Genomic DNA, 25,386 nt, shown 5'->3' with positions numbered 1-25,386 from the left:
GGATGAAGCCGCCCGGGTCTGGCTCGCTTGCCGCCAGGGCCTTGCGAATGCTTGCGAATCGCGAGCATTCGCGTGAGGAATTGCGACGGAAGCTGGCGTCGAAAGCACAGGAAGGCGATGATGTGGAAGCCGTGCTCGATCGCATGCAGGAGAGCGGTTTCCAGTCGGATCAGCGGTTTGCCGAAAGTTTTGTCAGGAGCCGGGGCGGGCGCTTCGGCGCGGGGCGGATCCGGCGCGAGCTCGAAGAGCGCGGTGTCGCCTCAGAGCTGGCAGCGGATGCGATGGGCGAGACACTGCCCGCGGACGAACTGGATCGCGCACGCGCCATCTGGGCCCGCAAGTTTGGTCAGATACCGCAGGATCGCAAGGAGTGGGCGCGCCAGGCGCGTTTCATGCAAGCAAGAGGATTTGCGGTCGATGTAATCCGGAAATTGTTGAAAGAGCCGTTTGATGAGTCTGCTGAGGGTCAGTAACCTGAAGAAGCGCTACAAGTCCCGCACGGTCGTGCAGGATGTTTCTTTCCAGGTGGGCAGTGGTGAGGTGGTGGGTCTGCTGGGCCCCAATGGTGCAGGCAAGACGACCTGTTTCTACATGATCGTTGGCCTCGTTCGAGCCGACGGCGGCAGCATCCATCTTGACGGCACGGAGCTCACGCACTGGCCGATGCACAAGCGTGCGCAGCAGGGGCTGTCCTATCTGCCGCAGGAGAACTCCGTTTTCCGCAAGCTCTCGGTTTCCGAAAACATCATGGCCGTGCTGGAGCTGCAGAAGCTGGGCAAGGCCGAAATGGACAAGCGACTCGACGAGTTGCTCGAAGAACTCAATATCGGTCACTTGCGCGAGGCTACGGCCATGTCGCTCTCCGGTGGTGAGCGACGGCGCGTCGAAATTGCCCGCGCGCTTGCCACACGACCGCGCCTGATCCTGCTTGACGAACCTTTTGCCGGTGTCGACCCGATCGCCGTGATCGACATCCAGAAAATCATCGGGTATCTCAAGGCACGCGGGATTGGCGTGCTGATCACTGATCACAATGTCCGCGAGACGCTTGGCATTTGTGACCATGCCTATATCATCAATACCGGCGAGGTGCTGGCCGGTGGGACGCCTGAGCACATCATCCAGAACGACCAGGTCCGACAGGTCTATCTCGGTGAGCACTTCAGACTCTGATTTCGCCCTTTCACCTCTTTTGCCTGGCGCATGAAACCTTCGCTTCAGCTCCGAATGTCCCAGCAGCTTGCGCTGACCCCGCAGCTGCAACAGTCCATCAAGCTGCTTCAGCTTTCCACGCTGGAACTGAATCAGGAGATCGAGCGCATCCTGCTTGAAAACCCGATGCTCGAGCGCGAGGGGGGCGAGGAAGAAGGGGAAGTCGCGCCTGTCGTGGATCGCAGCGAAGGCAGCCTCGCGACGGCGGGTGAGGAGTTCAGCAGCGATCGCGGGCAGTCTTCCGGCGGAGATGACGAGGCTCCCGATACGCCCGGTGTCACCGAGATGCCAGACAGTATCGGCGAAGCCTATGACAGCGTTTCGGATGACGACATCGGCGAGGCCGCCGAGTGGCGCAGCGAGGGTTCGTCGCGCAACAACAATGACGACGACGAAAGCGATTTCCAGGAGTTTCAGGCCGCGGCCACATCGCTTCGCGAGCATCTGCTCGGACAGGTGGCGCTCATGCCGCTGTCGGACCGGGATCGCGTACTCGTCCAGTTCATCATCGAAGCGCTCGATGAGGATGGTCTGCTCATGCAGGATCTCGAGGAGCTGCTGCCGCTGATTCCGGCCGAGTGGGAGGTTGAGCTCGATGAGTTGAATATCGCCTTGCGGCAGGTTCAGAACCTCGAGCCTTCCGGGATTGGCGCGCGCAACCTGCAGGAGTGCCTGACGCTGCAGCTCAAGGCCTTGCCCGAGAGCGAAAGCCGTCGCCATGCCTTGCAGATTACGGATGGCAATCTTGAACTCCTGGCTGCGCGGGATTTCGCCCGCCTCAAGCGCAAGCTGGGTTGCAGTGATGATGCGCTGCGCAGCGCCCAGGATCTGATCTGCAGCCTGAATCCGCGTCCTGGAGCCCAGTTTGCGCAGGTCGAAGCGCGTTACGTAGTTCCCGATGTGGTCGTACGCAAGCTGCGCAGCGGCTGGACGGTCAGCCTCAATCCTGAGGCCATGCCGCGTTTGCGTATCCATCGGGTCTACGCCGATATCCTCCAGCAGAACAGGGGCGTAAGTAGTTCACTGTCGTCCCAGCTTCAGGAGGCAAAGTGGTTGATCAAGAATGTGCAGCAGCGCTTCGACACGATCCTGCGTGTTTCGCAGGCCATTGTGGACCGGCAGCGACAGTTTTTCGACCATGGCGAAGTTGCCATGCGCCCCCTTACCCTGCGGGAGATCGCGGAGGAGCTTGAGCTCCACGAATCCACCGTTTCCCGGGTCACCACCCAGAAGTACATGGCCAGTCCCCGGGGTGTCTTCGAACTGAAATACTTTTTCGGCAGCCATGTGTCCACCGATACCGGTGGGGCATGTTCGGCTACGGCGATACGGGCGCTGATTCGCCAGCTGGTCGCCGCGGAAGACGGGAAAAAACCCCTGTCGGACGCGCGGATTGCCGAATTGTTGGGCCAGCAGGGGATTGTCGTGGCACGTCGTACGATTGCAAAGTATCGCGAGTCTCTCAACATCCCGCCGGTCAGTCAGCGCAAGTCGATCTAACTGGAGAGGAGTGCTTTATGAATCTCAACATCACCGGCCATCATCTGGAAGTGACCCCTGCTCTTCGCGAGTATGTGATTTCCAAGCTCGATCGGGTGATTCGCCATTTTGACCATGTCACGGCGACCCATGTAATCCTCTCGGTACAGAAGCTCCGCCAGCGTGCGGAAGTCACGGTTCACGTCCGTGGTCGTGACATTCATGTCGAAAGCGAAGATGACGATCTGTATGCAGCCATTGATGCGATGGCCGACAAGCTGGACCGCCAGGTCGTCAAGCACAAGGAGAAGGCGGCAGATCACGGACATGATTCCATGAAGCGTCAGCAGGGCGCAGAGAGTACGACCTGAAACTTCCGACAGCGGGTCGGGGCCAGCATATAATGGCCGTGACCCGCGGATGAAGAAAACCTTTCATCCAGATTGCAACCTGATAGCGGCGAGTCATCCTTGAGAGACTCGCCGTTGTGCTGTTAGAGCCCGCATGGATCTGATTTCCTCCATTCTCAGCCTGCCCCGCGTCTGCATGGATGTGCCGACCGGCAACCGGGACGAACTGTTTTCCCTGGTCAGCGGTCTGTTCGAGCGCGACAGCGGGATTGCCGCCCGCAAGATCAGCGACGGGCTCAAGCAGCGGGAGGCGCTGGGTTCGACAGCACTGGGCATGGGAATCGCAATCCCCCATCAGCGCATCAAGGGGCTCAAGGCGCCGCTCGGCGCTTTTGTGCGGCCGGCTGCGCCGATGCCGTTTGATGCGCCTGATGGTGAGCCCGTCCGCCTGTTCTTTGTCATGCTGGTGCCCGAACAAGCCAATGAAACCCACCTGCGCTTGTTGGCGGAGCTGGCGCAGCGTTTCAGCGACAAATCTTTCCGTGACCTGCTGCTGCTTGCTCCGGACGCAGCGGCCGTGATGCAGGCGTTCGAGAACTGGAGTACCCATGCGGCGAGCGAGCGTAGCTCAGCTGTTTGAAACGAATCGCGCAGCCTTGCAGCTGCGCCATGTGGCAGGGCGTCTCGATTCCTTCCTGAGCGTGGTGGATGACCGGGTCTGGCCTGCCGACCTGGTGGGTCACCTCAACCTGATCCACCCGAGTCGCCTGCAGATCATGGGCGAGGCCGAGTTCGCCTGGGCACGCCGGCAGACTAAAACCCGCCTCGAAAATTACCTGCAGGACATGCTCTCATCCCGCCCGCCTGGCGTGATCGTGGCGGACGACTGCGAAGTGCCGGACATCGTCCGGCGAGCCTGCGAGCTTGCCGGGGTGCCGGTTATGGCCTCGCCGCTCGAGTCCGCGCGCGTGATCGAAGTGCTGCGGGCCTACCTTTCCCGCACACTGGCCGAGCGCATATCGCTGCATGGCGTGTTCATGGATGTGCTGGGTGTCGGCGTACTCATCACCGGTGACTCGGGCGCGGGTAAATCAGAGCTTGCGCTGGAGCTCATTTCGCGCGGTCACGGTCTGGTGGCGGACGATGTGGTCGAAATCTCGCGGGTCGCTGCAGGCGTGCTCGAAGGGCGCTGTCCGGAGTTGCTGAAGGATTTTCTCGAGGTGCGCGGGCTTGGCATTCTCAACATCCGCACGATCTTTGGCGAAACGGCCTGCCGGCGCAAGATGAAGCTCAAGCTCATCGCCCATTTGCAGCGGCGCGGCAGCGGGCAGGATGAGCCGCTGCGACTCTCGCTCGATGACGATGATTCACAGGACATCCTCGGCGTCCGCATTCGTCGCGTTGTACTGCCCGTTGCGGCCGGCCGTAACCTCTCGGTGCTGTTGGAGGCCGCTGTTCGCAACACCATTCTGCAGTTGCGGGGCATCGACTCCACTCAGGAGTTCATCCAGCGGCAACGTGAAATCCTGGACCGGGAAGCGCCCTACGACAACTGAATGCGGTCTCGGTGTAGAGACCGCGGACTCGTGTGCGCTGCAATCAACTCAAGAGCTGGCGGATGACCCGGCTGCGCTGCATGCCGGGTCTGTCGCGCCAGAAGCGCGCGTCAGCGCTGGCCGATGTCGAAGAAGATCACTTCGGCGCCGACTTCGGTCGGCGAATAGCCGAAACCGATGCGGCCCCGCGTCGGGAGTTCTGTCTCAGCCCGCCGGAGGGCGATTTCGTTGCCGGTTTCGTCTGTCATGAACGTGCCGTTGGTGCTCGTGTCGATCAGGACATAGCGACCCTGACGCCACTCGATACGGGCGTGGTGGCGCGACGCCCTGCGGTCGGCGATGACGAGATCATTGCCTTCCTCGCGGCCCGCGAGAATGACGGGGCGGCTGTCGGAGACGGACAGCATGTTCTTGTTATGCCGCAGCATCATGCTGCTGCGCGCGGCAGCAGGCTGGTTGGCGGGAGGCGGTAGCTCGGGCGATTGGCCAGCGTCGCTTCCGACACTTGCCGCGTCTTCTCCCTCGGACAACTGCTTGCCCGTTTGCGGCAGGGTGTTGCCACGGAATACGAAGGCTCCCGGGGCCGCCTCCAGGTCGCAGCCTTCCAGATGGGCGCGAATGCTGGCGGGCAGCGCGTCAGCGGCCTCCCGGCTGATCAGGATCTGCCCTGCGGCAGCGGCGCTGACCAGCTGACGTGCCTGGCTCATGGCGGTTTCGACGGGCTGCTGACTGCTGTCCAGGCGGCCGAAATGAATCGAGGCACGCACCGACAGCATGACGCCGGAAACGGGAGGCAGTTGCTTGACGCGGTCCCGCAGGTCGAAAGCCGCGTGGGCGGCGTTCTCGCTGCGTGCAAAAAGCGCTGCGAGCGCTCGCCCCTGGGCTTCCAGCATGAGGCCATCACAGGCGCCGATGGCGCGCTCCGCACGGTTGCGGCTGCGCTCCACCGCGCGCTGCGTTTCCATGGCGCCAAGCTTGCCGAGCAGCGGGGCGTCACCCGTGATCTCGGCAATCAGGATGCAGGCGTCAGACTTCAGTTGATCCGTCATGAATCGTGTGTCCCCAAGAGTTTTGATTGCGCGGGTCGCCGCCCGGCTTGTTCCACAACACAGGCACGCCATCCACGGCGTTACCTGCCGGTGTGCCCAGACTCGGTGAATCGAAGGCGATGTCTCCCTGAGCAAGCAGCGTGCCACGCGCGAGCCGCCTGAAATCGAAGAGCTCGTTATCGGCAAGGTGACTCGGGACGACGTTCTGCAGCGAGGTAGCGATCGATTCGACACGGCCCGGGAAGCGGGTTTCCCAGTCGGCCAGCATCTGCTTGATGATCTTGCGCTGGGCGTTCTCCTGGGAGCCGCAGAGGTTGCACGGAATGATCGGGAAATCCATGGCGCGTGCGTATTTTGCAACGTCCTTTTCGGCGCAGTAGGCCAGCGGACGGATCACCATGTGCTTGCCATCGTCGGAGAGAAGCTTGGGCGGCATGGCCTTGATCTTGCCGCCGAAGAACATGTTCAGGAACAGGGTCTCGATGAGGTCTTCCCGGTGGTGACCCAGCGCGATTTTCGTGGCGCCAAGATCTGCCGCCGTGCGGTAAATGATGCCGCGCCGCAGCCGCGAGCACAGCGAGCAGGTGGTTTTGCCCTCGGGAATCTTTTCCTTGACGATGGAGTAGGTGTCTTCGGTGACGATCCGGTACTCCACGCCGATCGACTCGAAATACCGTGGCAGTACGTCAGCGGGAAAGCCGGGCTGCCGCTGATCAAGGTTCATGGCGATCAGGCGGAAGTTGACCGGTGCCCGTTCGCGCATTGCCTGCAGGAGCGTGAGCAGCGCGTAGGAATCCTTGCCGCCGGAGCAGCAGACCATGACGACATCCCCGTCTTCGATCATGTTGAAGTCGGCGATGGCCTGACCGATGGAGCGCGTCAGGCGTTTCCTGAGGCGCAGGACAGTGTTGGAGAGGTCTTCGACGGCGATCGTGCTGAGGGTGTTCACGGCTGCTTGATGCTGACAGTATTGCGGTAGCCGATTATATCCAGCCCGGTACCCGGAATCGTTAAAAGACGTCTTCTGGTCCGTCGATCATGCGCCATGAGCCGCCGGGAGGCGACGCCGGCGGGCTGATTGCGCCGGCGTCTCGTCGGTTTGGCCGATCAGGCCTCGTTGCGGCGCCCGACCTGGATGCCGAGCTGTTTGAGCTTGCGGTACAGGTGCGTGCGCTCGAGTCCGGTCTTTTCGGCCAGGCGCGTGATGTTGCCGTCTTCGAGCTGCAGGTGGTGCTCGAAGTAGATCCGCTCGAAGGTTTCCCGGGCTTCGCGCAGCGGCAGATCGAGCGGTAGCGCGAGTGCGGCGTTCGAAGCGCGGGAGACGAAGCGGACGACCTCGTCAGCGTTGATCTCGTTGTCGAGCGAGCCCAGCGCCAGCGAGCGGACGGCCGACTTGAGCTCCGGGAAGCCGCCGCCCCAGGGCGTGTTGCGCAGCGCATTGAGCGCGCTGGTCGAGAGTGTGCGGGGCGGGACTTCGCCGGTTTCCGTCATGTGCTGGAGCAGTTGGGTGACCATTTCCGGCAGTTCATCCTTGAGCTCCAGCAGCGAAGGCGGCACCAGCGAGATTTCGAACAGGCGGCGAACCAGCAGCGGATCCCATCCTTCGCCGATCAGTGCTTCGGCGCTGACGGAGCAGGCGACCAGCAGATGGAGGTCGTATTTTTCCAGCCGGTCGACGACGAAGGACAGGTTCTTCTGCTGTGCGCGGGAAATCTGACTCAGGTCTTCAACGAACAGCTGACCGCCGCGAGCGGACTCCAGCATCTGGACTTCGATCGGCTGGGTGAGGTTGCCCAGATCAAGCCAGGGCGAGCCTGCCGCCTGCAGCGAGCGGCCACAGAGTTCGGCCAGCGAGCCCGCGCCGACACGCAGCAGGATCTGCCGGCTCTTCTGGTTGAGCTGGTCGAGGCGTCGGCGCAGGTCGCGCAAGGGGGCGGAGCGCTGGAAGGCGCCCAGCGTGAGGTGCGACTGCGTCTTGCTCGGCTGGCGTTGCAGCCCGCGCTTGACCGCAGCGAGCAGCTTCTGCAGCGCGATGGGTTTCTCGAGGAAGTCGAGCGCGCCGAAGCGTATGGCTTCAATCGCGGTATCGATGGTGCCGTGGCCCGACATCATGATGACCGGCATCGAAAGCAGGCCCGATGCGGCCCACTCCTTGAGCAGGGTCACCCCGTCAGTGTCGGGCATCCAGATGTCGAGCAGGACGAGGTCCGGCCGAGTCGCCTGGCGGACCTTGCGGGCCGAGGCGGCATTTTCTGCCAGCAGCACGTCGTAACCTTCGTCGCAGAGGATTTCCCGCAGGAGTTCGCGGATCCCGATTTCGTCGTCAACAACAAGAATCTTGGCCATATGCGGAAAGACTACCAGAGCACCATCAATTAATCAGCGGCTCAACCGCTCCTTGTGGAGCGGTTTCAGTGAGCCGCAACCGTACCCGAATTTCGGCACCGCCGTCCTGATGATTGGCAATAAAGATTTCGCCGCGGTGTTCCTCGATGATCTTGCGCACGATGGCAAGACCCAGTCCCGAGCCTCGCGGCTTGGTCGTCACATAAGGCTCCATCGCTCTGGCCAGAATCGCAGGCGGGAAGCCCGGTCCGCTGTCTCGCACGACAAGTTCCACGCGCTTGCCATCGGTGCGCGTACTCAGCTCAACACGGGGCTCTGAAACCTCGGAAACGGCGTCTTGCGCGTTCTGTAGCAGATTGTGAATCACCTGCCTGAGCTGACTGGCATCCCCCATCACGAGCGGGAGTCCGGCCTCCAGCCGGTGATGGATCGGCACCGGTGCTGCTTCATACAGGACAAGGATTTCGCGCAGCAGGGCATTGAGGTCGAGGGACGCCAGCTGCGGCGAGGGCAGACGCGCGTAATCCCGGAAGCCATTGACGAGCTTCTTCATCGCCTCGACCTGGTTGACGATCGTTTCGGTCGCGCGCGTCAGCATGGCGCGATCCGTGTCGCCCAGCTTGTCATTCAGCTTGTGCTGCAGGCGCTCGGCCGAGAGCTGGATCGGCGTGAGCGGATTCTTGATTTCATGGGCGAGGCGTCTGGCGACTTCGGCCCAGGCCGCGTTGCGCTGAGCGGAGATCAGTTCGGAGATGTCGTCGAACACCACCACGAAGCCACCGTCCGTGGCCTCTGGCAGGCGCGAGCCGTGCAGCAGCAGGGTCTGCATGTTGCCCTCGCCATGGTCGATCTCGAGTTGGGAGTGCCAGTCGGACTCATGCTCCGAAAAGCCGCCCAGGACCGCGTCGCGGAACTGCAGGTGTCCTTCCCACTGGTCCAGGGGCTGCGAAGCGAAGTCGACCAGATCGTCACGCAGGATGGTGGTGGCGCCGCGGTTGGCCGCACGCAGTTCGCCGGTATTTGAGAAGGCCAGCACGCCGGCGGACAGGTTGTTGAGCACGCTCTCCAGATAGGCCCGTGCGGCGTCTACGGCCGCCCGGCTGCGGTCGGCCTGGGCACGTGCGTCCTGGAGCTGGCGCGTCATGCGGTTGAAGGACTGTGTCAGCACGCCCAGCTCGTCACGGGCCGGCAGCGCCTGTCTGGGGGAGAGATCACCGGCAGCCACCGCCTGGGTCCCTTCCGCGAGGATCAGCAGCGGCGCGGAGAGCGAGCGGGCGAAGAAGAAGGCCACCGCCATGGCGGCAGACATGCCCAGCAGCAGGGCCAGTGTCAGCGTGACCAGATAAATGCTCTTGAGCCCCTGGCGGGAGAGCAGCAGCTCCTGGTAGGTGCGGTGCAGGTCCTGGATTTCTTCGGCGCTCTGCGCCAGCGTGGCGGGGACGGCCGCACGCACCTGCAGCAAGAGCGGATCGGCCTGGAAGTAGCGCGCCGGCACCGGAATCACGACCCGCATGACCAGCTTCTCGCCTTCGCCTTCCACCGCGCGGTATCCGCGCCCCTGCCGGGCCTGCCGCAGCTGGGCGGAGGGCAGGATATCGGGCGCGAGGCCGCTCGGGGCTTCGCCGGTGGAGGTCACGATGCGGCCGCTGGTGGAGAGCAGGGTGATTTCGTCTGCGCCGAGTCGCTCGCGGATGCGGATCAACGCCGGCAGGCTGGGCGGCGTGACGCTGTCACCGAGCTCCAGAGCGATGCCCCGGCTCCGCTCGCCGAGCTGGTCGACCAGCGCATCGAGGGCGCTGCGACCCAGCGTGAGGCCGGATTCCAGCGCCGAATCGACCCGGACGTTGTACCAGGACTCGATGGAGCGGACGGCGAACTGCACCGAAATCACATAGATCAGCGTGCCCGGCCCGATGGCCAGCAGCAGGAACATGCCAATCAGCTTGAGTTTGAGTCGGGAGCCGAACTGCCGCTGGCGGTATTCGCGCCAGAGCGTGCGCAACTGCAGCCCGACCAGGCCGGCCAGTGCAATGCCCAGCGTGATGTTCAGGCCCAGCAGCAGCGGGTAGTTGTGCGCGAATAGCGAGGAGTTCGCGCTGGCCGAGGCCAGCAGGAACAACAGGATCGTGCCCAGCGACAGGATGACGACCAGCAGGCGTTTCATCGAGCGTCAGTGGCGGAAGCGACAAAATTCCATTGTACCCAGCCTGTCGTGAGGTCGAGATCCCGGTTGCCGAAGATCACGACCTGGAAAGGCTTGGGGAGCTGGGACATGTCCAGCCTGAAGCGCAGGGCGGCGGTGTAGGTTTCGCCGTCAGCCAGCCGGCTGCGGTCCGCCACGGCCCAGTTGCGGATTGAAAGCATGGCCCGCAGCGCCTCGTCATAGGTACGGAAGCTGCGATGGATGCTGCCGATGGAGAGCCGGTACTGCCGGGTCAGCGCGTGATAGAACAGGCGGAAATCGATGTTCCGTTGTTCCACGGTTTCATCCAGCCACCACCAGCGCGAGCGGGTGAGGACGAACTCCGCCTTGAAGGGGATCGAGACGCCACTCTCGAGGATTTCCTCCAGTCGTGCATTCGGTGGCATGTCGACCGAGGCATTGACCACGTAGAGCAGATCGATCGGCACGATTTCGTGCGAGCGGAACTCGAGCCCCTTGCCGCTGGCCATGGCGGCCGGGGCAAGCAGCATCAGGACGAGTCCGGCGAAAAGGCTGTACAGCCAGGCCCGGAAAACAACACCGAGTCGGCGCGCGCGCAGACCCTCAGGGTGTTTTCTCCAGCAAGGCAAAGTAGAAGCCATCATGTAGCGCGCTTGGCAGCCATTGTTTTTCGAGGGAGCCGTCCGGGAAACGGGTGCGACGACAATCCTTGTGGCGGGCTGCAAAGCGCGCGAGCTGACGTCCGTTCTCTTCCGGGAAGACCGAACAAGTCAGATAAAGCATTTTTCCGCCAGGCGCCAGAACTTGCCACAGCGCCTCCAGAATTTCGGCCTGAACCGTTGCGAAAGCCGCAATGTCCTCTTCCCGGCGCAGCCATTTGATGTCCGGATGGCGACGGGCCACACCAGTGGCTGAACAGGGAACGTCGGCCAGAATCCGGTCGAAGGCTTTGCCGTCCCACCAGCTGCCGATCGCGCGGCAATCTGCCGTGCGGATTTCGGCCGCGAGGCCCAGTCTTTCGAGGGTGTCGCGGATTCGCTGTGTTCGCTGTGGCTCGAGTTCGAGTGCCAGCAACTCGAGATCTGCGGACTCCAGCAGGTGGGCGGTCTTGCCGCCGGGGGCGGCGCAGGCATCGAGCACGCGCTGGCCGTCATGAAGGTCCAGCAGGGCGGCCGCCTGCTGTGCGCCCCAGTCTTGTACGGACACCTCGCCGGCGGCGAAGCCGGGCAGGCTGGCAACCGGGCGGGGCTGGGTCAGCTGGAGCGCCAGCGGGCCGAGTTCGGTGAAGGCCATGCCTTCGTCATGGAGGGCGTGGCGGTACGCTTCGGCGTCGCTGCGTCGCGGATTGATGCGCAGGCTCATCGGCGGATGCATGTTGTTGCCTTCGAGCACCGACTCCCAGGTGTCCGGGTAGTGCCGGCGCAGCGCACTGATCCACCACTGCGGATGCCGCCAGCGGGCTACCGGCGCGTTTGCGGCATCGCGCATCAGTGCGTCCCACTGGCGCAGGGCGTTGCGCAGCACGCCGTTGACGAGCGCCTTGAGGCGTCCTTCGGCGAGGCGCGCAGCCGCCTCCACCGCCTGGTCGACAACCGTGTGCGCGGTTTCCGGGCGGGCTTCCAGGCGGTGCAGGGCGATCAGCAGCAGGGCTTCAATGCGGAGTTCTTCCAGCGGTTTGCTGAGCAGCCCTGCCAGGATGTGCTGGCCGCGGCCGTAGTCGCGCAGCGTGCCATAGAGCAGATCCTGAACGGCGCCTCGGGTGGCGGGAGTCAGATCCGGCCAGGTTTTCCAGAGCCCCAGCAGGCCATCATTGAGCGCATAGCCCTTGAGGACGGCTGCCAGACCGTCGCTGGCGACGAGCAGGGCTTCGCCGAGGCTTCCGGCAGGCAGGGGAGGCAGCGTGGGGCTGCGGTGAGGGACTCGCGGGCGCGAGGCGTCGCCCGCTCTGGGCGGGCGACGGTTCGGTGCTTGGGGTTTCATCCCCGCATTGTAAGGCCTGGCGGCGCCGCCGCCCCGGGCTGAACGGTGCTCAGCGCTTGAGGCTGGCGATCATGGCGGCGAACTTCAGCGGATCGGTGCTGGCGCGGCGGGCGTCTTCCAGACCGACAGCACCCGCGCGGATGAGGCGCATCAGGTCGTCGTTCATGCTGTGCGAGCCCGAGCTGCTGTCGAGCGTCATCACATCCAGCAGTGTGCGGATGCCCGAGAAATTGCTGGTTTCGATGAGGTGCGCGACTTCGGCATTGACCGTGAGGCATTCGGTTGCCAGCAGGTAGCTGTCGCCGTCCACGGCTGGCAGCAGGGCCTGGCAGAGCACGCCGCGCAGGCTGCTGGCGAGCGTTTGGGCCTGGGTGTCGGAGTTGCCGAGCAGGCGCAGCATCTTCTGCAGGCCCAGCTCGGTGGAGCGGGCGTGCAGGGTGGCGAACACCAGCGGGCCGGCTTCCGAGAGCGCCAGCGCTTCGCGGGCAGTCTCGGCGTCACGGATCTCGCCGATCAGGATCACGTCCGGCCGTTCGCGCAGCGCGTCGAGTGCGCCGAGGTAGTAGCTCGCCACGTCGCCATCGGTGCCGACCTCGCGCTGGGTGATGATGCTCTTGCGTTGCGGAATCAGGGTTTCGACCGGATCCTCGATGGTGATGATGTGGCCCGAGCGGCGTTTGTTGATGTCGTCCAGGATCGAGGAGATGGTGGTCGACTTGCCCTGGCAGGTGTCGCCGACCAGCAGGACGAGGCCGCTGGTGAGGCGGGCGAAGGCCTGGGCGTTGGGGCGCAGGCCCAGCGTGGCGAGCGACAGCGGCTCTGCCGGGAAACGGCGGATGACGCAGCCCAGGCGCTTGCGGCCATGGAAGGTGAAGCAGTTCACGCGCAGGCGGGCGCTGTAGAGATCCTTGGCGCGGTCAAAGGCGCGTTCCTGGATGCGGTCTTCCCAGGCAGGCTCGATCACTTCGAAGAATTCTTCCAGTTCCTGGCCGGTGACCGGCACGTCGGAGACGGCCACCAGGCGCTTGGGCTGGCGCAGCATCACCGGGCTGTTCTGGTGAATGATGATGTCGGAAAAAACGATGTCCGAATTGAGCAGGCTGAGAATCTGCTCGATGAGGGTGCCTGAGCTGGGGAAGCTGGGGTTGTCGCCAAGCGACAGGGTTTCGATCAGTGAGTGTTGGGCGTGGTCCATCAAGCGCTCCGGCCGGGTTTGTCCGGTCGGAATCCTTGCCCGGACGGCATCAAATAGCAAGCGAACGGAGACGGGCGTGAGGAGTCCGGAGACCGGGTGCGGCATTTCGCCGACAAGTTTTTACATATTACTTTGGCCATAGGCAGAAAGCGACGGAGCCCGCCTTTCCTTTCGGTCAGGGCGGGCTCCGCAGCCTTGCGCCGGCTGGCCTCAGCCGCTGTTGCGCAGGCCTGCTGCCACGCCGTTGATCGACAGCAGGATGCCACGGCGCACGCGGTCATCCTTGTCTCCATCGCGGTAGCGCTGCAGCAGCTCGACCTGAACATGGTTGAGCGGGTTCAGATAGGGCAGGCGGTTGCGGATCGAGCGGGCCAGCAGCGGATTGCCGTCGAGCAGCTCCTTCTGCCCGGTAATGGCCAGCAGCACTTCCAGCGTGGCCTCCCACTCGGCCTTGATGCGGGTGAAGATGGCGTCGCGCAGGCCGGCATCCTGAACCAGGTCGGCATAGCGCGAGGCAATCGCCAGATCGCTCTTGGAGAGCACCATGTCCATGTTGGCGAGCTGGGTGGCGAAGAAGCTCCATTCGCGATGCATGCACTGCAGGCGCTTCATGCCGTCCTCGCCGTGGCGGGCGAGATAGCTCTTCACCGCGCTGCCGAAGCCATACCAGCCCGGCAGCATCACGCGCGACTGCGCCCAGGAGAACACCCAGGGAATCGCACGCAGATCCTCGATGGCGGTGCTCTTCTTGCGCGAGGCCGGACGCGAACCGATGTTGAGGTTGGCGATTTCCGAGATCACGGTGGATTCCCAGAAATAGGTTTCGAAACCGGGTGTTTCATAGACCAGCCCGCGATAGGCCTTGAAGGCCGCATCCGAGAGCTCGTCCATGGTTTCAAGGTATTCCGCGCGCGGCGCGGCTTCCGGGTGCGAGAGCAGCGTGGCTTCGAGGGTGGCGGCGGCCAGCACTTCGAGATTGCGCCGGCCGACTTCCGGATTGGAATATTTGGAGGCGATGACTTCGCCCTGCTCGGTGAGCCGGATCTGGCCTTGCACGGCACCACCCGGCTGCGCCAGGATGGCCTGGTAGCTGGGGCCGCCGCCGCGCCCGACCGAGCCGCCGCGACCGTGGAACAGGCGCAGGCGCACGCCGTGCTTGCGGAAGACTTCGATGAGCTGGATCTCGGCCTTGTAGAGCTCCCAGCCCGAGGTCAGGAAGCCGCCGTCCTTGTTCGAGTCGGAATAACCCAGCATGCATTCCTGGGCTTCTTCGCGCGAGCTGACTAGCTGGCGGTAGAGCGGAATCGACAGGATGCGGTCCATGATGCCCGAGGCGTTCTGCAGGTCACCGATGGTTTCGAACAGCGGGATGATGTTCACATCCAGCTTCGCTTCATGCGGGCGCAGCAGGCCGACTTCCTTGAGCAGGACGGCCAGCTCCAGCATGTCGGAGACGCCGTCGGTCTTGGAGATGATCGCGTTCTGGACGCAGTCCTTGCCGTAGATGCGGTGGGCCTCGGCGATCTGGCGGAAGATCGCCAGCTCGCCGGTGGTTTCCTCGGAATACTGCACGCTCGGCGAAGAGAGCGGACGCGGCGTGGCCAGCTCCTTCAGCAGGATCGCGATGCGGCCTTCCTCGTCCTTCTCGAGATACTTCGTGCCCGGGTGGGCGGCCTCGAGCAGCTCGGCAACGGAGCGCTCGTGCACATCGGAATTCTGGCGAACGTCGATGCTGGCCAGGTGGAAGCCGAAGACCGAGGCGGCGCGCTGCAGCTCACGCAGCTTGCCGTGAGCGAGCTCGGGCGAGCAGTGCTTGAGCAGCGAGTCGTGGATGACGTCCAGATCGGCGCGGAAGGAAGCTGCGTCCGGGTAGGCGCTGGCCTCCGACACCGGCTGGCGGCCGGTGGGACGCAGGCCCAGCTTGACGGCCGTGGCCCACAGGCGCGCATTGACGCCCCGCATCGCGCGGCGATAGGGCTCGTCCTCGGTGTGCGGGGTGCGGTAGGGCGACTGCTCGGCCAGCGCGACCAGCTCGGGGCTCACGTTGACCAGCCCGCTCGAGAGCGAGAGGCGGGTCGCCAGACGGCTGGTTTCCTCGATGTAGAAATTGAAGGCGACCTGGGACTGCAGCTGCAGCGCGCGGCGCAGGATGTCGGCGGTCACGAAGGGGTTGCCGTCGCGGTCGCCGCCGATCCAGCTGCCCATGCGCAGGAAGGAGGGCAGGTCGACATGGCTGCCCGCGCCGGTACGGGAAGACAGGCGATCTTCCAGCCGAGCATAGAACCGCGGCAGTTCGCGCAGGAAGGTGTAATCGTAGAAAGACAGGCCGTTGGCGATCTCATCGACTACCGACAGCTTGGTCAGCCGCAGCATGCGCGTTTCCCACAGCAGCAGCACTTCGCGGCGCAGTGCGACCTCGTTTTCGTGCTGCTCCTCCGGCGTGAGCTGGACGCGGTCGCGCTCGTCGAGCAACTGGGCGATCCGCAGCTGGCAGTTGAGGATGCTCTTGCGCTGGACTTCGGTCGGGTGGGCGGTCAGCACCGGCCGGATCATGGCGGTGTTGAAGAAGGCACGCAGGCGCTGGTCATCAATGCCGGCCTTGTCCGCCAGCGCCAGCGCATGGGCCATGCTGCCCTCGCGTGGTGCAGAGCCCGCGCACAGGTGGGCACGCGAGCGGCGGATGTGGTGTTCGTCTTCGGCGATGTTCGACAGTTGCGAGAAATAGCTGAAGGCGCGCACCACATTGAGCGTGTTTTCGTGCGCCACTTCCTTGAGCATGGCTTCGAGCTCGCGACGCGCGGCCAGATCGTCGTCGCGGTGGAAGCGGACCGAAGTCTGGCGGATGCGTTCGATGAGCTCGAATACCGCATCGCCTTCCTGGGCGCGGACGGTCTGGCCCAGGATGCGACCCAGCATCCGGATGTCTTCGCGCAGAGGGGTGTCCTTGTCCTGTTCGGTCAGAGAGGCTTGATGATCGTTCATGCTGGCTTGTGGGGGCTTGGTCTCCGGGGAGTTGCGAATATAGCAGTCCGGCGGGCTGCCCGGGCGGGCGTGCTAACATCCTTCGCCCCGTTCTCAAGCAAGAGACATTCCGTTTCCTGTATGCCCATGTCCTCAGAAAAGCAGCGTCCGCCGAGCCGGATCGTCATTGCCACCCGGGAGAGCCGCCTTGCGCTCTGGCAGGCCGAACATGTGAAAGCGCGGCTCGAACACTGCTGGCCGGGGTGCGAGGTGCAGTTGCTCGGCATGACCACCCGCGGCGACCAGATTCTTGACCGCTCGCTGTCCAAGGTGGGCGGCAAGGGGCTTTTCGTGAAGGAACTGGAAACCGCGCTTGAAGACGGCAGGGCGGACATTGCGGTGCACTCCATGAAGGATGTGCCGGCCCAGATGCCTGAAGGCTTCGCGCTGATCGCCACACTGGAACGTGAAACCCCCTTCGACGCCTTCGTTTCGAACCGCTATGAAAGCCTGGCCGACATGCCACCCGGGGCGGTTGTCGGAACGTCCAGCCTGCGCCGCGAGGCACAGCTGCATGCGCAGCATCCGTATCTGGGCGTGCAGCCCTTGCGTGGCAATCTCGACACTCGCCTGAAGAAGCTCGACGAAGGTCAGTACGACGCGATCATCCTTGCCGCAGCAGGGCTGCGCCGGCTCGGTCTGGCGTCGCGCATTCGCAGCATCCTGCCGCCGGAGGACAGTCTGCCGGCGGCCGGGCAGGGGGCACTCGGCATCGAGGCACGGGCAGACCGGCCCGAGGTGGCGGCGTGGCTGGCGCCGCTGGTGGATCCGCTGACCACCGCCTGTGTGGCGGCCGAGCGGGCGCTGACCCTTGCCCTGCAAGGCGGGTGTGACGTACCGATCGGTGCGTTCTGCGAGCCGGCGGCTGACGGCCGTCTGGCGATGCGCGCCTTTGTTGCCACGCCTGACGGCAGCCGGGTCGTGCGCAGCGAAGGTTCTGCCTTCCGGGAGGACGCCGCGGCACTGGGCGCGCGACTGGCGCAGGATCTGCTCGCCCAGGGCGCCGACGCCATTCTCGCCAGCCTGAGGGCGCAGGCGTGAGTCAGCCTGCAGCAGCCGGTCCGCTGACCGGGTGCTGCATCGTCACGACCCGGCCGGCCGGGCAGGCTGCCGGTCTGATGGCCAGGCTCGAGGCGCAGGGGGCCGAAGTCATCAATTTCCCCGTCATCGCGATCGATGCCGCGGATCCTGCGCCCTTGGTGGCTGCGGATCTTGCCGCGTTCGACATGGCCTTCTTCGTCTCGGCCAATGCCGTCGAGCAAGCCTTCCGCATCCGGCCGCGCGCTGACTGGCCGGATCAGCTGCGCGTGGCAGCAGTCGGTCCGGCAAGTGCCCGGGCGCTGACGGCGCAGGGCTGGCCGCGGATCATCGTGCCGCAGTCGGGGTTTGACAGCGAGGCGGTACTGGCCCTGCCCGAATTCTCGGCCGAGCAGCTCGCAGGCCGGCGCGTCCTGATTCTCAAGGGCGAGGGCGGGCGGGATCTGCTGGCCCGCACGATCGGTGAGCGCGGCGCGGCGCTGGAGCAGATCTGCGTCTATCAACGGAGCAAGGCTGCGCTGGATCCGGCTGGTTTGCTTGCCCGGGCAGCGCGGGGCGAACTCGATGCGCTGGTGTTTTCGGCCAGCGAAGGCCTGCGCTTCTTTCTTGAAATCACCGGCGAGGCCGGGCGGGCGCTGCTCGCGGCGAGGCCCTGTTTTGCGCCCCATCCGCGCATCGTGAGCGCACTGGTCGAGGCCGGTGCAGGGCAGGCGGTACAGAGCGAACCGGGGGATGAAGGCATCGTCGCGGCGCTGCTCGGGCATTTCGCGCCAGGGCAGCCGGCCCCGGGCGGTGCGCCCAGAACAAGGGACTGATCGGGTAACATTGCACACCATGGAAAACGACAAGCAAGCTCTGACTCCCTTGCCGGAAGTCCAGTACCGGACGGGGCCGCGCTGGAACCGCATCTTCACGACTGCCGCGCTCGCCTTGCTGGCCGTCGTCGCCTGGCAGGCCTATGACTCCCGTCAGGACATCGCCGCGCTGCGCAGCGAGTTCGACCATCGCGTGGCCGACAGCGACAAGGCCGCGCTGGAGGCCGGCGCCCTGGCGGCCCAGCGCCAGGCCAGCATCGAGGCGCTGCAGGCACGCATGGCGACGCTCGAAACCCAGTTGCATGAAGCCCAGACCCAGTTCGCGTCGATTGACAACCTGCACGCCGAGTTTGCGCGCGCCCGGGACGAGCGCATGGTCAACGAGATCGGTCAGTCGATCGAGATCGCCAGCCAGCAACTGCTGCTGGCCGGGAATGTTTCCGCCGCGCTGACGGCCCTGCAATCCGCCGACTCCCGCCTCGCGCTGCTGGATGCCACCCGCTACCTGCCGGTGCGCAAGCTCCTGGCGCGCGACATCGAGCGCATCAAGACCCTGCCGCTGGCCGACGTGCCGCGCATGGCGCTGCAGCTTGAATCCCTGATCGGTCGCGTCGACACCTTGCCGCTCGGCTTCGAGCGCACGCTGCCGGCGCCGGCCCGCGCGGCCGCCTCTTCTTCCGTTGCCTCGAAGAAAAAGGCCGTGTCCGCCGCGGCCGCGAGCCAGTCGGCGGCGAGTGCTCCGGCTGATGCGCCGCTGCCCTCGCCTGGCGTGCTGGCCCGTCTGGTCGATGACCTGTGGCACGAGTTCCGCAGCCTGGTCCGCATCGAGCGGCTCGATCAGCCGGACCCGGCCCTGCTGGCACCGGAGCAGGCCTCCTATCTGCGCAGCAATCTGCGGCTGCGCCTGCTTTCCGCGCGTATCGCCCTGCTGCAGCGTGAAAACCGCATGTTTGCCGATGACGTGCTGCAGGCGCGCACCTGGGTGCAGCGCTACTTCGACCCGGCGGCGCCGATGGTGCGAAGCACGCTTGACGAGCTCGATGCGATGTCGCGCATCCGTCTGGACGCCGACCTGCCGAACTTCGACGAAGCCCAGGCCGCCCTGCGCAACGTGAAGCCGGTCGTCAAGCGCTGAGGTCGATGATGCGAGGACTTCTCTGGTTGCTTGGCCTCTTCACCCTGGCAGTGGCGGTCACGCTCGCTGCGCATTACAACGACGCCTACGCCTTGCTGGTCTGGCATCCGTGGCGGATCCAGATCTCCCTGAACCTGCTGGTGCTCCTGCTGCTGGTGCTGTTCCTGGTGGGCTACCGCGTCGCTCGGGTCTTCGTGCGCGCCGGCGAGCTGCCGCGTGAAGTCTCGCTCTGGCGCCGTCAGCGTCGTCGCGAGCAGGCCCAGGGCGCCTTGCATGATGCCGAGCGTTTCTACCGCGAAGGGCGTTTCGGTCAGGCTTTCCGTGCTGCGGTGCAGGCCTACGGCGGGCTCGAGAAGCCCGGCATCGCCGCCTTGCTGGCGGCGCGTGCCGCCCATGCCATGCATGACGCCGAGCGCCGCGATACCTGGCTGGGCCATGCTGCTGCGCATGACCGCGACATCCGCATGGCGCGCCTGATGACGGAGGCGGAAATGGCCTGCGCCGAGCGCCGTTTCGATGTGGCTGCGGCCTGTCTGGAAGGGCTCAAGGCGGGCGGGCACCGGCACCTGGCGGTGACCCGTCTGGCCATGCAGGTTGAACAGGGCCGCGGGCGCTGGGTAGAGGTGGCCCGCCTGGCACGCACCCTGCGCAAGCATTCGGCGCTCAGTGCCGAGCAGGCCGCGCCCTTGCTGCGCCGTGCCCAGCTCGAGCAGCTGCGCGATGCCGAAGGCGATCTCGCCGCGCTGACGCGGGTCTGGGAAAGCATTCCCGAAGCCGAGCGGCATGAAGCGGGCTTCCTGATTCGGGCCGTGCCCCACCTCATCGGAGCGGGGGACGACAAGCTGGCGGTGGAGGCGATTGCCCAGGCGCTGGACAAGGACTGGGAGTCCGAGCTGGCAAGCCTTTACGGCCGCTGCCAGAGCCGTGACCTGCGCAATCAGCTGGCAGTGGCGGAAGCCTGGCTGAAGTCGCACCCGGATGACGCCCAGCTGCTGCTGACGCTCGGCCGCCTGTGCCTGCGTGCCCAGCTCTGGGGCAAGGCGCAGAGCTATTTCGAAGCTTCGCTGTCACAGCAGGCCACCCGCGCCGCGCATCTTGAGCTCGCCCGCCTGGCCGAGCAGCTTGACCGGCCCGAACAGGCCCGGGCGCACTATCGCGAAGCCGCGACCCTGGGGGCCTGATGAGTACGCCGCCACGCCGTCTTGACCTGACCGTCCAGTTTGCCCTCGAGGCGGAAGATCTGCCCGAGCGCGCGCTCATCCGGCGCTGGATCCGCGCAGCCGAGCCCGGCGCTGCAGCGCTTGCGGTGCGCTTCGTCGATCGCGACGAGGGGCGTGCGCTCAACGCCAGCTATCGCGGCAAGGACTACGCCACCAACGTGCTGTCCTTCCCCTACGAAATCGACCCCGTCCTGCAGGGCGACCTTGTGCTGTGCTGGCCGGTGGTGCAGGAAGAAGCCCTTGCACAGGGCAAGCCCGTCGAGGCGCACTGTGCCCATCTCGTCGTGCATGGCGTGCTCCACCTTCAGGGCTGGGAGCACGAGGAAGACGACGAAGCCGAAGAGATGGAGCAGGAAGAGCGCACGATTCTTGCTGAGCTTGGCTATCCCGACCCCTACGCCGACGAAAAGGAATGACCGGCGCGTCGGGGCCCGTGCAGTGCCGGCCGCCATGCCGGCCTGCGCCTGACCCGCGGCCCGCCCTGAACCGAAATGGACCCTGCCAGTAGACCGACCATTCTTGAACGCCTCTCCGCACTGCTCACTCACGAGCCGGATGAGCGCGAACAGTTCCTGGACCTTCTCCACGCCGCCCACCAGCGCGAGCTCTTCGATGCCGACGCGCTGAGCATCATCGAGGGGGCGCTCCAGGTTGCCGAAATTCCGGTGCGCGAAGTCATGGTGCCGCGCGCCCAGATGGATGTGATCCGGCTTGAGCAGCCGATTGAGGCCATCATCGATTTTGCCGTTCAGACCAGCCACTCGCGCTTTCCGGTCGTCGGCGAGAATCGCGACGACGTGCTGGGCATCCTGCTGGCCAAGGATCTGCTGCCCCTGCTGCGCAAACCCGACCAGGCGCTCACGGCCCTGCTGCGACCGGCGATCTTCGTGCCGGAAACCAAGCGGCTCAACGAATTGCTGCGCGAGTTCCGCATCAGCCGCAATCACATGGCGATCGTTGTCGACGAGTACGGCGGCGTGTCCGGCCTGGTGACCATCGAGGACGTGCTCGAGCAGATCGTGGGCGACATCGAGGACGAACACGACTTTGACGAGGATGCCGACAACATCCTCGTCGTGCCCGGAGGGCGCTGGCGGGTGAAGGCGCTGACCGAGGTCGATGACTTCAACGAAGCCTTCGGTTGCGAGCTTGAGCATCAGGGCTTCGATACCGTCGGCGGGCTCGTCCAGCACCATTTCGGCCGCATGCCCGCGCGCGGCGAAATGATCGAGATCGAGGGCTTCCGCTTCAAGGTGATGCGGGCGGATCGTCGCCGCGTCTACACCCTGCTCGTCGAGCGCCTCCCTGCGCCAGACGGCGTGGGCGGCTGAGCGGCGCTCCGCGCCCGGCCGGTTTTCCGGCCGTAACAGGCTCCGCGTAGAATCGCGGGGCCTTTCGTTCCGGATATTCCGATGCGCTTCCTGATCCTCCTGCTGGCCGGTGCGGCCAGCGTGCTTGCCTACGCGCCCTTCGGCCAGCTCTGGCTCATGCCGCTGAGCTGGGGCGTGCTCTATCTCGCTCTGCGCGACGAGGCTGTCGGCCCCCGGCGTGCCTTCATGCTCGGCTGGGCCTGGGGCAGCGGCGCGCTGTTTGCGGGTCTGTGCTGGCTGGTAGTGGCGCTCAACCGTTTTGGCGGCCTCTCGGCGCCGCTCTCGGTTTTCCTGATCCTCCTTTTCTGCGTGGCGCTGGCCCTCCATCCGGCCTTGCTGTCGGCGCTCTTCGCCCGTTTGCGCCCGGCCGGCTGGCTGGGGCGAGCCGGCGTGGCCGCGGCCTGCTGGACCCTGTCGGAGCTCCTCCGCGGCCAGATTTTTCCTGCCTTCCCCTGGCTTGCCATCGGTTACACGCAGACGCCGCCGAGTCCGCTTGCGGGCTGGGCGGCCGTCCTGGGCGTCTATGGCGTCGGGGCGCTGCTCGCCCTGAGCACGGCGCTGGCGGTGGAAGTCTGGAAAACGCCTTCGGCCAGACGGCATGCTGCCGTGCTCGCGCTCTTGCCCTGGCTCACCGGGGCCGGGCTGCGGCAGGTCAGCTGGTCGCATCCGGAGGGCGCGCCGGTCAGCGTGGCGCTGATCCAGACCAATGTGGCGCAGGACCAGAAATGGCGCGCAGACACCTTGCTCGCGCAGCTGGAGCTCAACGCCGAGCTGCTGCGGCGCAATCCCGCCCGGATCATGGTGATGCCCGAGAGCAGTCTGCCGATGTTCGAGCAGAGCCTGCCGGAAGGCTATCTCGACATGCTGACCGATCAGGCGCGGGCCCACGGCGGGGATGCCATCCTGGGCGTCTTCACCACCGATGCGGCGGGCGGCGTGTACAACAGCGTGATCAGCCGCGGCGTCTCGGCGCCCCAGCAATACAGCAAGAATCATCTGGTGCCTTTCGGGGAGTTCCAGCCCTGGGGTTTCGGCTGGTTTTTCCGTCTGGCGAGCATTCCGATGGCCAACCAGACGCCGGGCGGGGATCACCAGCCGCTGCTGGATCTGGGCGGGCAGAAAGTGGCGATGAACATCTGCTACGAGGACGTTTTCGGTGAGGAGCTGCGCCGTGCGCTGCCGGCGGCCACGCTGATGATCAATGTGTCGAACCTGGCGTGGTACGGCGACTCGCATGCCCAGCCGCAGCATCTGCAGATGTCGCGCATGCGCGCGCTGGAGTCGGGCCGGCCCCAGCTGCGCTCGACCAACACCGGCATGACGGCGGTGGTGCAGCCCGACGGCTCGGTCAGCGATGTGCTGCCGGCCTTCACGCAGGGCGCGATCCGGACCAGCGTGCAGGGGTATCAGGGGGTGACGCCTTTTGTGGCGCTGGGCGACTGGCCGACCTGGCTGTTCGCGCTGGGGGTGCCGGCGGGTGCGCTGCTGTATCGGCGCAGACGCCGCAAGGCCTAGCGCGCCGGGCCGAGTTCGGCGCTGAAGTCGTCCCACCAGCGCGTGTCGGAGTGGGGCGGGGCGAGGTTCGAGAGTTCCGGATTTTCAAGCCGGAACACCTTGCGTCCGGCAAGCGGCAGGTCGCGCAGCACCTCGCGCTTGTAAGCCCGGTAACGGCGTTCGAATTCTCCGCTGGCGGCCAGGCGGAGCAGTCCGTCACGGATCCGTTCGGCCATTCGCGCGCCGGTCGGGGTGCGCGGTACGAAGTAATAGCGTGCCAGCGGGTAGAGCAGGGCGAGGCGGTTTTCGATCGCCAGCCCCGGCGTCGATTCGCGGTGGCTGAGCCACTCGGCGCGGATTTCGTTGGCGCCGCGTGAAAACAGCTCGAAGCGGTTGGCCTGCAAACCCTTGAAGAGCCCGTCAAAGCTGTCCGTCGCGACCACGCTGAGGCCGTTGTGACGCAGGATGGTGGTGTCCGTCCAGCTCGGGCGTTGGCCGATGCGGAAGGCCTTGAGATCCTCGAGGTTGCTGACCTGGTCCAGTGCCGTCTGCTGGGGCTCCATGATCAGGAATAGGCGCAGGCCCAGCAGGCCCTTGTCCAGCGGCAGCGGAATCGCCAGCAGTTTCTGCTCCAGCTGCCGGTTGGTGCCGGGCGCGAAGATGTTCAGGCGCTCGCCGCCTGCCTCCAGCTCGGCCTGTGCACGCTGGTAGTTCATCGGTGTGGGAAAGGCTTCCAGCGTGTAGTCGCCATACTGCTCGCGGTTGCTCTCCAGCACGGCTTCGAGCAGTTTCCAGTAATAGACCTGGCGCTGATCGTCAGCGTTTTCCGGTGGCGGATAGACGAAGCGCATCGGCGCCGCAGCGGCCGGGGTGGCGATCAGCAGCGGCTGCAGGAGCCACAGCAGCCAGGGCAGCAGGATGCGGCGGGCCGGCTTCATGTGCCGCGGCCCGGGCGATTCGCCGGAGCCAGCTCGGCGGCCAGGTTGTCCCACCAGAAGGGGTCGTCCGGGGGCGGTGCCTTGTCGGAGAGCTGGGTATTGGGCAGGCGGAACACCGTGCGGCCGGCCAGGCGGACGTTGGCGAGCACGTTCTTCTTGTAGCGCCCGTAGAGCCGGTTGAACTCGCCCGACTTCGCGATCAGCCGCAGGCCTGCCTCGATCCGTTCCGCCATTTTCCGGCCCTCATCGGTGTTCGATACGAAGAAATAGCGTGGCATCGGATACGCGAGCAGGAGGTGTTTTTCGATCATCAGTCCGGGGATCTGGTCCTTGTGGGCACGCCACTCGGGTTCGATCTCGATCACGCCCCGCGAAAAGAGGTCAAAGCGCTGCGCCGCCACCATCTGGAACAGGCTTTCGTAGTTTTCGGTCAGCACCAGGCGGAAATCGTTTTCGGCCAGGATGCGGGCATCGGTCCAGGCCGACCCCTGGCCGATGGAGAACTGCTTGAGGTCGCGCAGGCTTCTGACCCGGGCATCCAGCCGCGCCTGGGTGTCGCCGGTGATGAGGAACATGCGGTAGCCGAGCAGGCCCTTGTCCAGCGGCAGGGGAATGGCGCGCAGCTTGTTCTCGAGCTCCAGGTTGGTCGCCCGCGCAATGATGTTGATGCGGCCCCGCTCACCGGCTTCCAGCTCGGCCACGGCGCGCTGGAAACTCATGGGCAGCGGGTGGGATTCGATGACATAGTCGCCGTACTGGCGGCGCGTGGCCTTGAGTGCGGCCTCCAGCAACTCCCAGTAATAGGTGTGGCGATTGTCGCCCGCCGCCTCGGGGGGCGGATGAACGAAGCGCATCGGCGGGCCGGCCGCAAAGGCGAGCGGCCCCAGCAGTGTGCAGACAAGGCCTGCCAGGCGCAGCACGCGCGCCGCCGTGTGGCCGGGGTGCAGAAGTTTCACCGAGAAGCGCTCCCTGAATGTGCCCGGCCGGATTTCCTGTCCGCTCCGGATCGGTTGTCTTTGCCGCA

23 protein-coding genes are annotated in these 25,386 nt (G+C 65.3%); 13 read left to right on the top strand and 10 right to left on the bottom strand.

The features are described from left to right. The first annotated feature begins 2 nt into the window (after positions 1-2). The 6 genes from recX (at position 3) to hprK (ending at position 4,597) form a co-directional block, all read left to right on the top strand. Complete coding sequence (gene recX / locus ABDB87_RS04580; protein ID WP_345924474.1) at positions 3-473, top strand: recombination regulator RecX; 471 nt, start codon at positions 3-5, stop codon at positions 471-473. Further along, positions 451-1,173, top strand: a complete 723-nt coding sequence (lptB, locus tag ABDB87_RS04575) for an LPS export ABC transporter ATP-binding protein (RefSeq protein ID WP_345924473.1) — start codon at positions 451-453, stop codon at positions 1,171-1,173. The genes recX and lptB overlap by 23 nt, the downstream gene beginning before the upstream one ends. A 30-nt stretch (positions 1,174-1,203) precedes the next feature. Next, positions 1,204-2,712, top strand: coding sequence for an RNA polymerase factor sigma-54 (locus tag ABDB87_RS04570; RefSeq protein WP_345924472.1), 1,509 nt, complete (start codon positions 1,204-1,206; stop codon positions 2,710-2,712). 17 nt (positions 2,713-2,729) lie between these two features. Then, positions 2,730-3,062 (top strand): ribosome hibernation-promoting factor, HPF/YfiA family, encoded by a 333-nt coding sequence (gene hpf / locus ABDB87_RS04565; protein WP_345924470.1) that lies wholly within the window; start codon positions 2,730-2,732, stop codon positions 3,060-3,062. A gap of 133 nt (positions 3,063-3,195) precedes the next feature. Further along, positions 3,196-3,681 carry a PTS sugar transporter subunit IIA gene (locus ABDB87_RS04560; RefSeq protein ID WP_345924468.1) on the top strand — a complete coding sequence of 162 codons (486 nt, stop codon included), beginning with the start codon at positions 3,196-3,198 and terminating at the stop codon, positions 3,679-3,681. Further along, positions 3,650-4,597, top strand: a complete 948-nt coding sequence (gene hprK, locus ABDB87_RS04555; protein WP_345924466.1) for an HPr(Ser) kinase/phosphatase — start codon at positions 3,650-3,652, stop codon at positions 4,595-4,597. The genes ABDB87_RS04560 and hprK overlap by 32 nt, the downstream gene beginning before the upstream one ends. Before the next feature lie 110 nt (positions 4,598-4,707). Here the strand turns inward: hprK and ABDB87_RS04550 are convergent, their stop codons facing one another. From ABDB87_RS04550 to ppc, 8 genes are all read right to left on the bottom strand, one after another. Then, positions 4,708-5,646: an FHA domain-containing protein gene (locus ABDB87_RS04550; protein WP_345924464.1), complete on the bottom strand. Its 939-nt coding sequence runs from the start codon at positions 5,644-5,646 to the stop codon at positions 4,708-4,710. Beyond that, on the bottom strand, positions 5,624-6,595 hold the full coding sequence (ttcA, locus tag ABDB87_RS04545; RefSeq protein WP_345924462.1) for a tRNA 2-thiocytidine(32) synthetase TtcA: 972 nt from the start codon (positions 6,593-6,595) through the stop codon (positions 5,624-5,626). Before ttcA ends, ABDB87_RS04550 begins: the two co-directional genes overlap by 23 nt. Before the next feature lie 158 nt (positions 6,596-6,753). Then, the gene (locus ABDB87_RS04540; RefSeq protein ID WP_345924460.1) at positions 6,754-7,992 is read right to left on the bottom strand and encodes a sigma-54-dependent transcriptional regulator; all 1,239 of its coding nucleotides are present in this window, start codon (positions 7,990-7,992) and stop codon (positions 6,754-6,756) included. A gap of 25 nt (positions 7,993-8,017) precedes the next feature. After that, positions 8,018-10,156, bottom strand: a complete 2,139-nt coding sequence (locus ABDB87_RS04535) for a sensor histidine kinase (protein ID WP_345924458.1) — start codon at positions 10,154-10,156, stop codon at positions 8,018-8,020. Then, entirely contained in the window at positions 10,153-10,686 is a 534-nt protein-coding gene (locus ABDB87_RS04530) for a DUF4390 domain-containing protein (protein ID WP_345924456.1), read from the bottom strand. The genes ABDB87_RS04535 and ABDB87_RS04530 overlap by 4 nt, the downstream gene beginning before the upstream one ends. A 73-nt stretch (positions 10,687-10,759) precedes the next feature. Next, positions 10,760-12,136 (bottom strand): 16S rRNA (cytosine(967)-C(5))-methyltransferase RsmB, encoded by a 1,377-nt coding sequence (rsmB, locus tag ABDB87_RS04525; RefSeq protein WP_345924454.1) that lies wholly within the window; start codon positions 12,134-12,136, stop codon positions 10,760-10,762. Between the two features lie 49 nt (positions 12,137-12,185). Next, positions 12,186-13,331 (bottom strand): type IV pilus twitching motility protein PilT, encoded by a 1,146-nt coding sequence (locus tag ABDB87_RS04520; RefSeq protein WP_345924452.1) that lies wholly within the window; start codon positions 13,329-13,331, stop codon positions 12,186-12,188. Between the two features lie 210 nt (positions 13,332-13,541). Beyond that, on the bottom strand, positions 13,542-16,313 hold the full coding sequence (ppc, locus tag ABDB87_RS04515) for a phosphoenolpyruvate carboxylase (protein ID WP_345924450.1): 2,772 nt from the start codon (positions 16,311-16,313) through the stop codon (positions 13,542-13,544). Positions 16,314-16,433: 120 nt separating this feature from the next. Here ppc and hemC point away from each other — a divergent pair, with 120 nt between their 5' ends. The 7 genes from hemC (at position 16,434) to lnt (ending at position 23,445) form a co-directional block, all read left to right on the top strand. Further along, positions 16,434-17,393, top strand: a complete 960-nt coding sequence (hemC, locus tag ABDB87_RS04510) for a hydroxymethylbilane synthase (RefSeq protein ID WP_385918129.1) — start codon at positions 16,434-16,436, stop codon at positions 17,391-17,393. Next, positions 17,390-18,205 carry a uroporphyrinogen-III synthase gene (locus ABDB87_RS04505; protein WP_345924446.1) on the top strand — a complete coding sequence of 272 codons (816 nt, stop codon included), beginning with the start codon at positions 17,390-17,392 and terminating at the stop codon, positions 18,203-18,205. Before hemC ends, ABDB87_RS04505 begins: the two co-directional genes overlap by 4 nt. Positions 18,206-18,224: 19 nt before the next feature. Then, complete coding sequence (locus tag ABDB87_RS04500) at positions 18,225-19,340, top strand: uroporphyrinogen-III C-methyltransferase (RefSeq protein ID WP_345924444.1); 1,116 nt, start codon at positions 18,225-18,227, stop codon at positions 19,338-19,340. A gap of 5 nt (positions 19,341-19,345) precedes the next feature. Continuing rightward, on the top strand, positions 19,346-20,521 hold the full coding sequence (locus tag ABDB87_RS04495; protein ID WP_345924442.1) for a heme biosynthesis HemY N-terminal domain-containing protein: 1,176 nt from the start codon (positions 19,346-19,348) through the stop codon (positions 20,519-20,521). Next, positions 20,521-20,976 carry an rRNA maturation RNase YbeY gene (gene ybeY, locus ABDB87_RS04490; RefSeq protein ID WP_345924439.1) on the top strand — a complete coding sequence of 152 codons (456 nt, stop codon included), beginning with the start codon at positions 20,521-20,523 and terminating at the stop codon, positions 20,974-20,976. The genes ABDB87_RS04495 and ybeY overlap by 1 nt, the downstream gene beginning before the upstream one ends. Before the next feature lie 75 nt (positions 20,977-21,051). After that, on the top strand, positions 21,052-21,891 hold the full coding sequence (locus ABDB87_RS04485) for a CorC family transporter (protein ID WP_345924438.1): 840 nt from the start codon (positions 21,052-21,054) through the stop codon (positions 21,889-21,891). A gap of 81 nt (positions 21,892-21,972) precedes the next feature. Beyond that, complete coding sequence (lnt, locus tag ABDB87_RS04480; RefSeq protein WP_345924436.1) at positions 21,973-23,445, top strand: apolipoprotein N-acyltransferase; 1,473 nt, start codon at positions 21,973-21,975, stop codon at positions 23,443-23,445. Here lnt and ABDB87_RS04475 read toward each other — a convergent pair. Together ABDB87_RS04475 and ABDB87_RS04470 are read right to left on the bottom strand one after the other, a co-directional pair. Next, the gene (locus ABDB87_RS04475) at positions 23,442-24,362 is read right to left on the bottom strand and encodes a hypothetical protein (protein WP_345924434.1); all 921 of its coding nucleotides are present in this window, start codon (positions 24,360-24,362) and stop codon (positions 23,442-23,444) included. The genes lnt and ABDB87_RS04475 overlap by 4 nt on opposite strands. Continuing rightward, the gene (locus tag ABDB87_RS04470; RefSeq protein ID WP_345924432.1) at positions 24,359-25,318 is read right to left on the bottom strand and encodes a hypothetical protein; all 960 of its coding nucleotides are present in this window, start codon (positions 25,316-25,318) and stop codon (positions 24,359-24,361) included. The genes ABDB87_RS04475 and ABDB87_RS04470 overlap by 4 nt, the downstream gene beginning before the upstream one ends. Positions 25,319-25,386 lie beyond the last annotated feature (68 nt).

This window comes from Uliginosibacterium paludis (assembly GCF_039631355.1).
In the GTDB taxonomy this organism is placed as follows: Bacteria; Pseudomonadota; Gammaproteobacteria; order Burkholderiales; family Rhodocyclaceae; genus Uliginosibacterium; species Uliginosibacterium paludis.
This window is presented reverse-complemented; position numbering and strand designations above follow the sequence as displayed.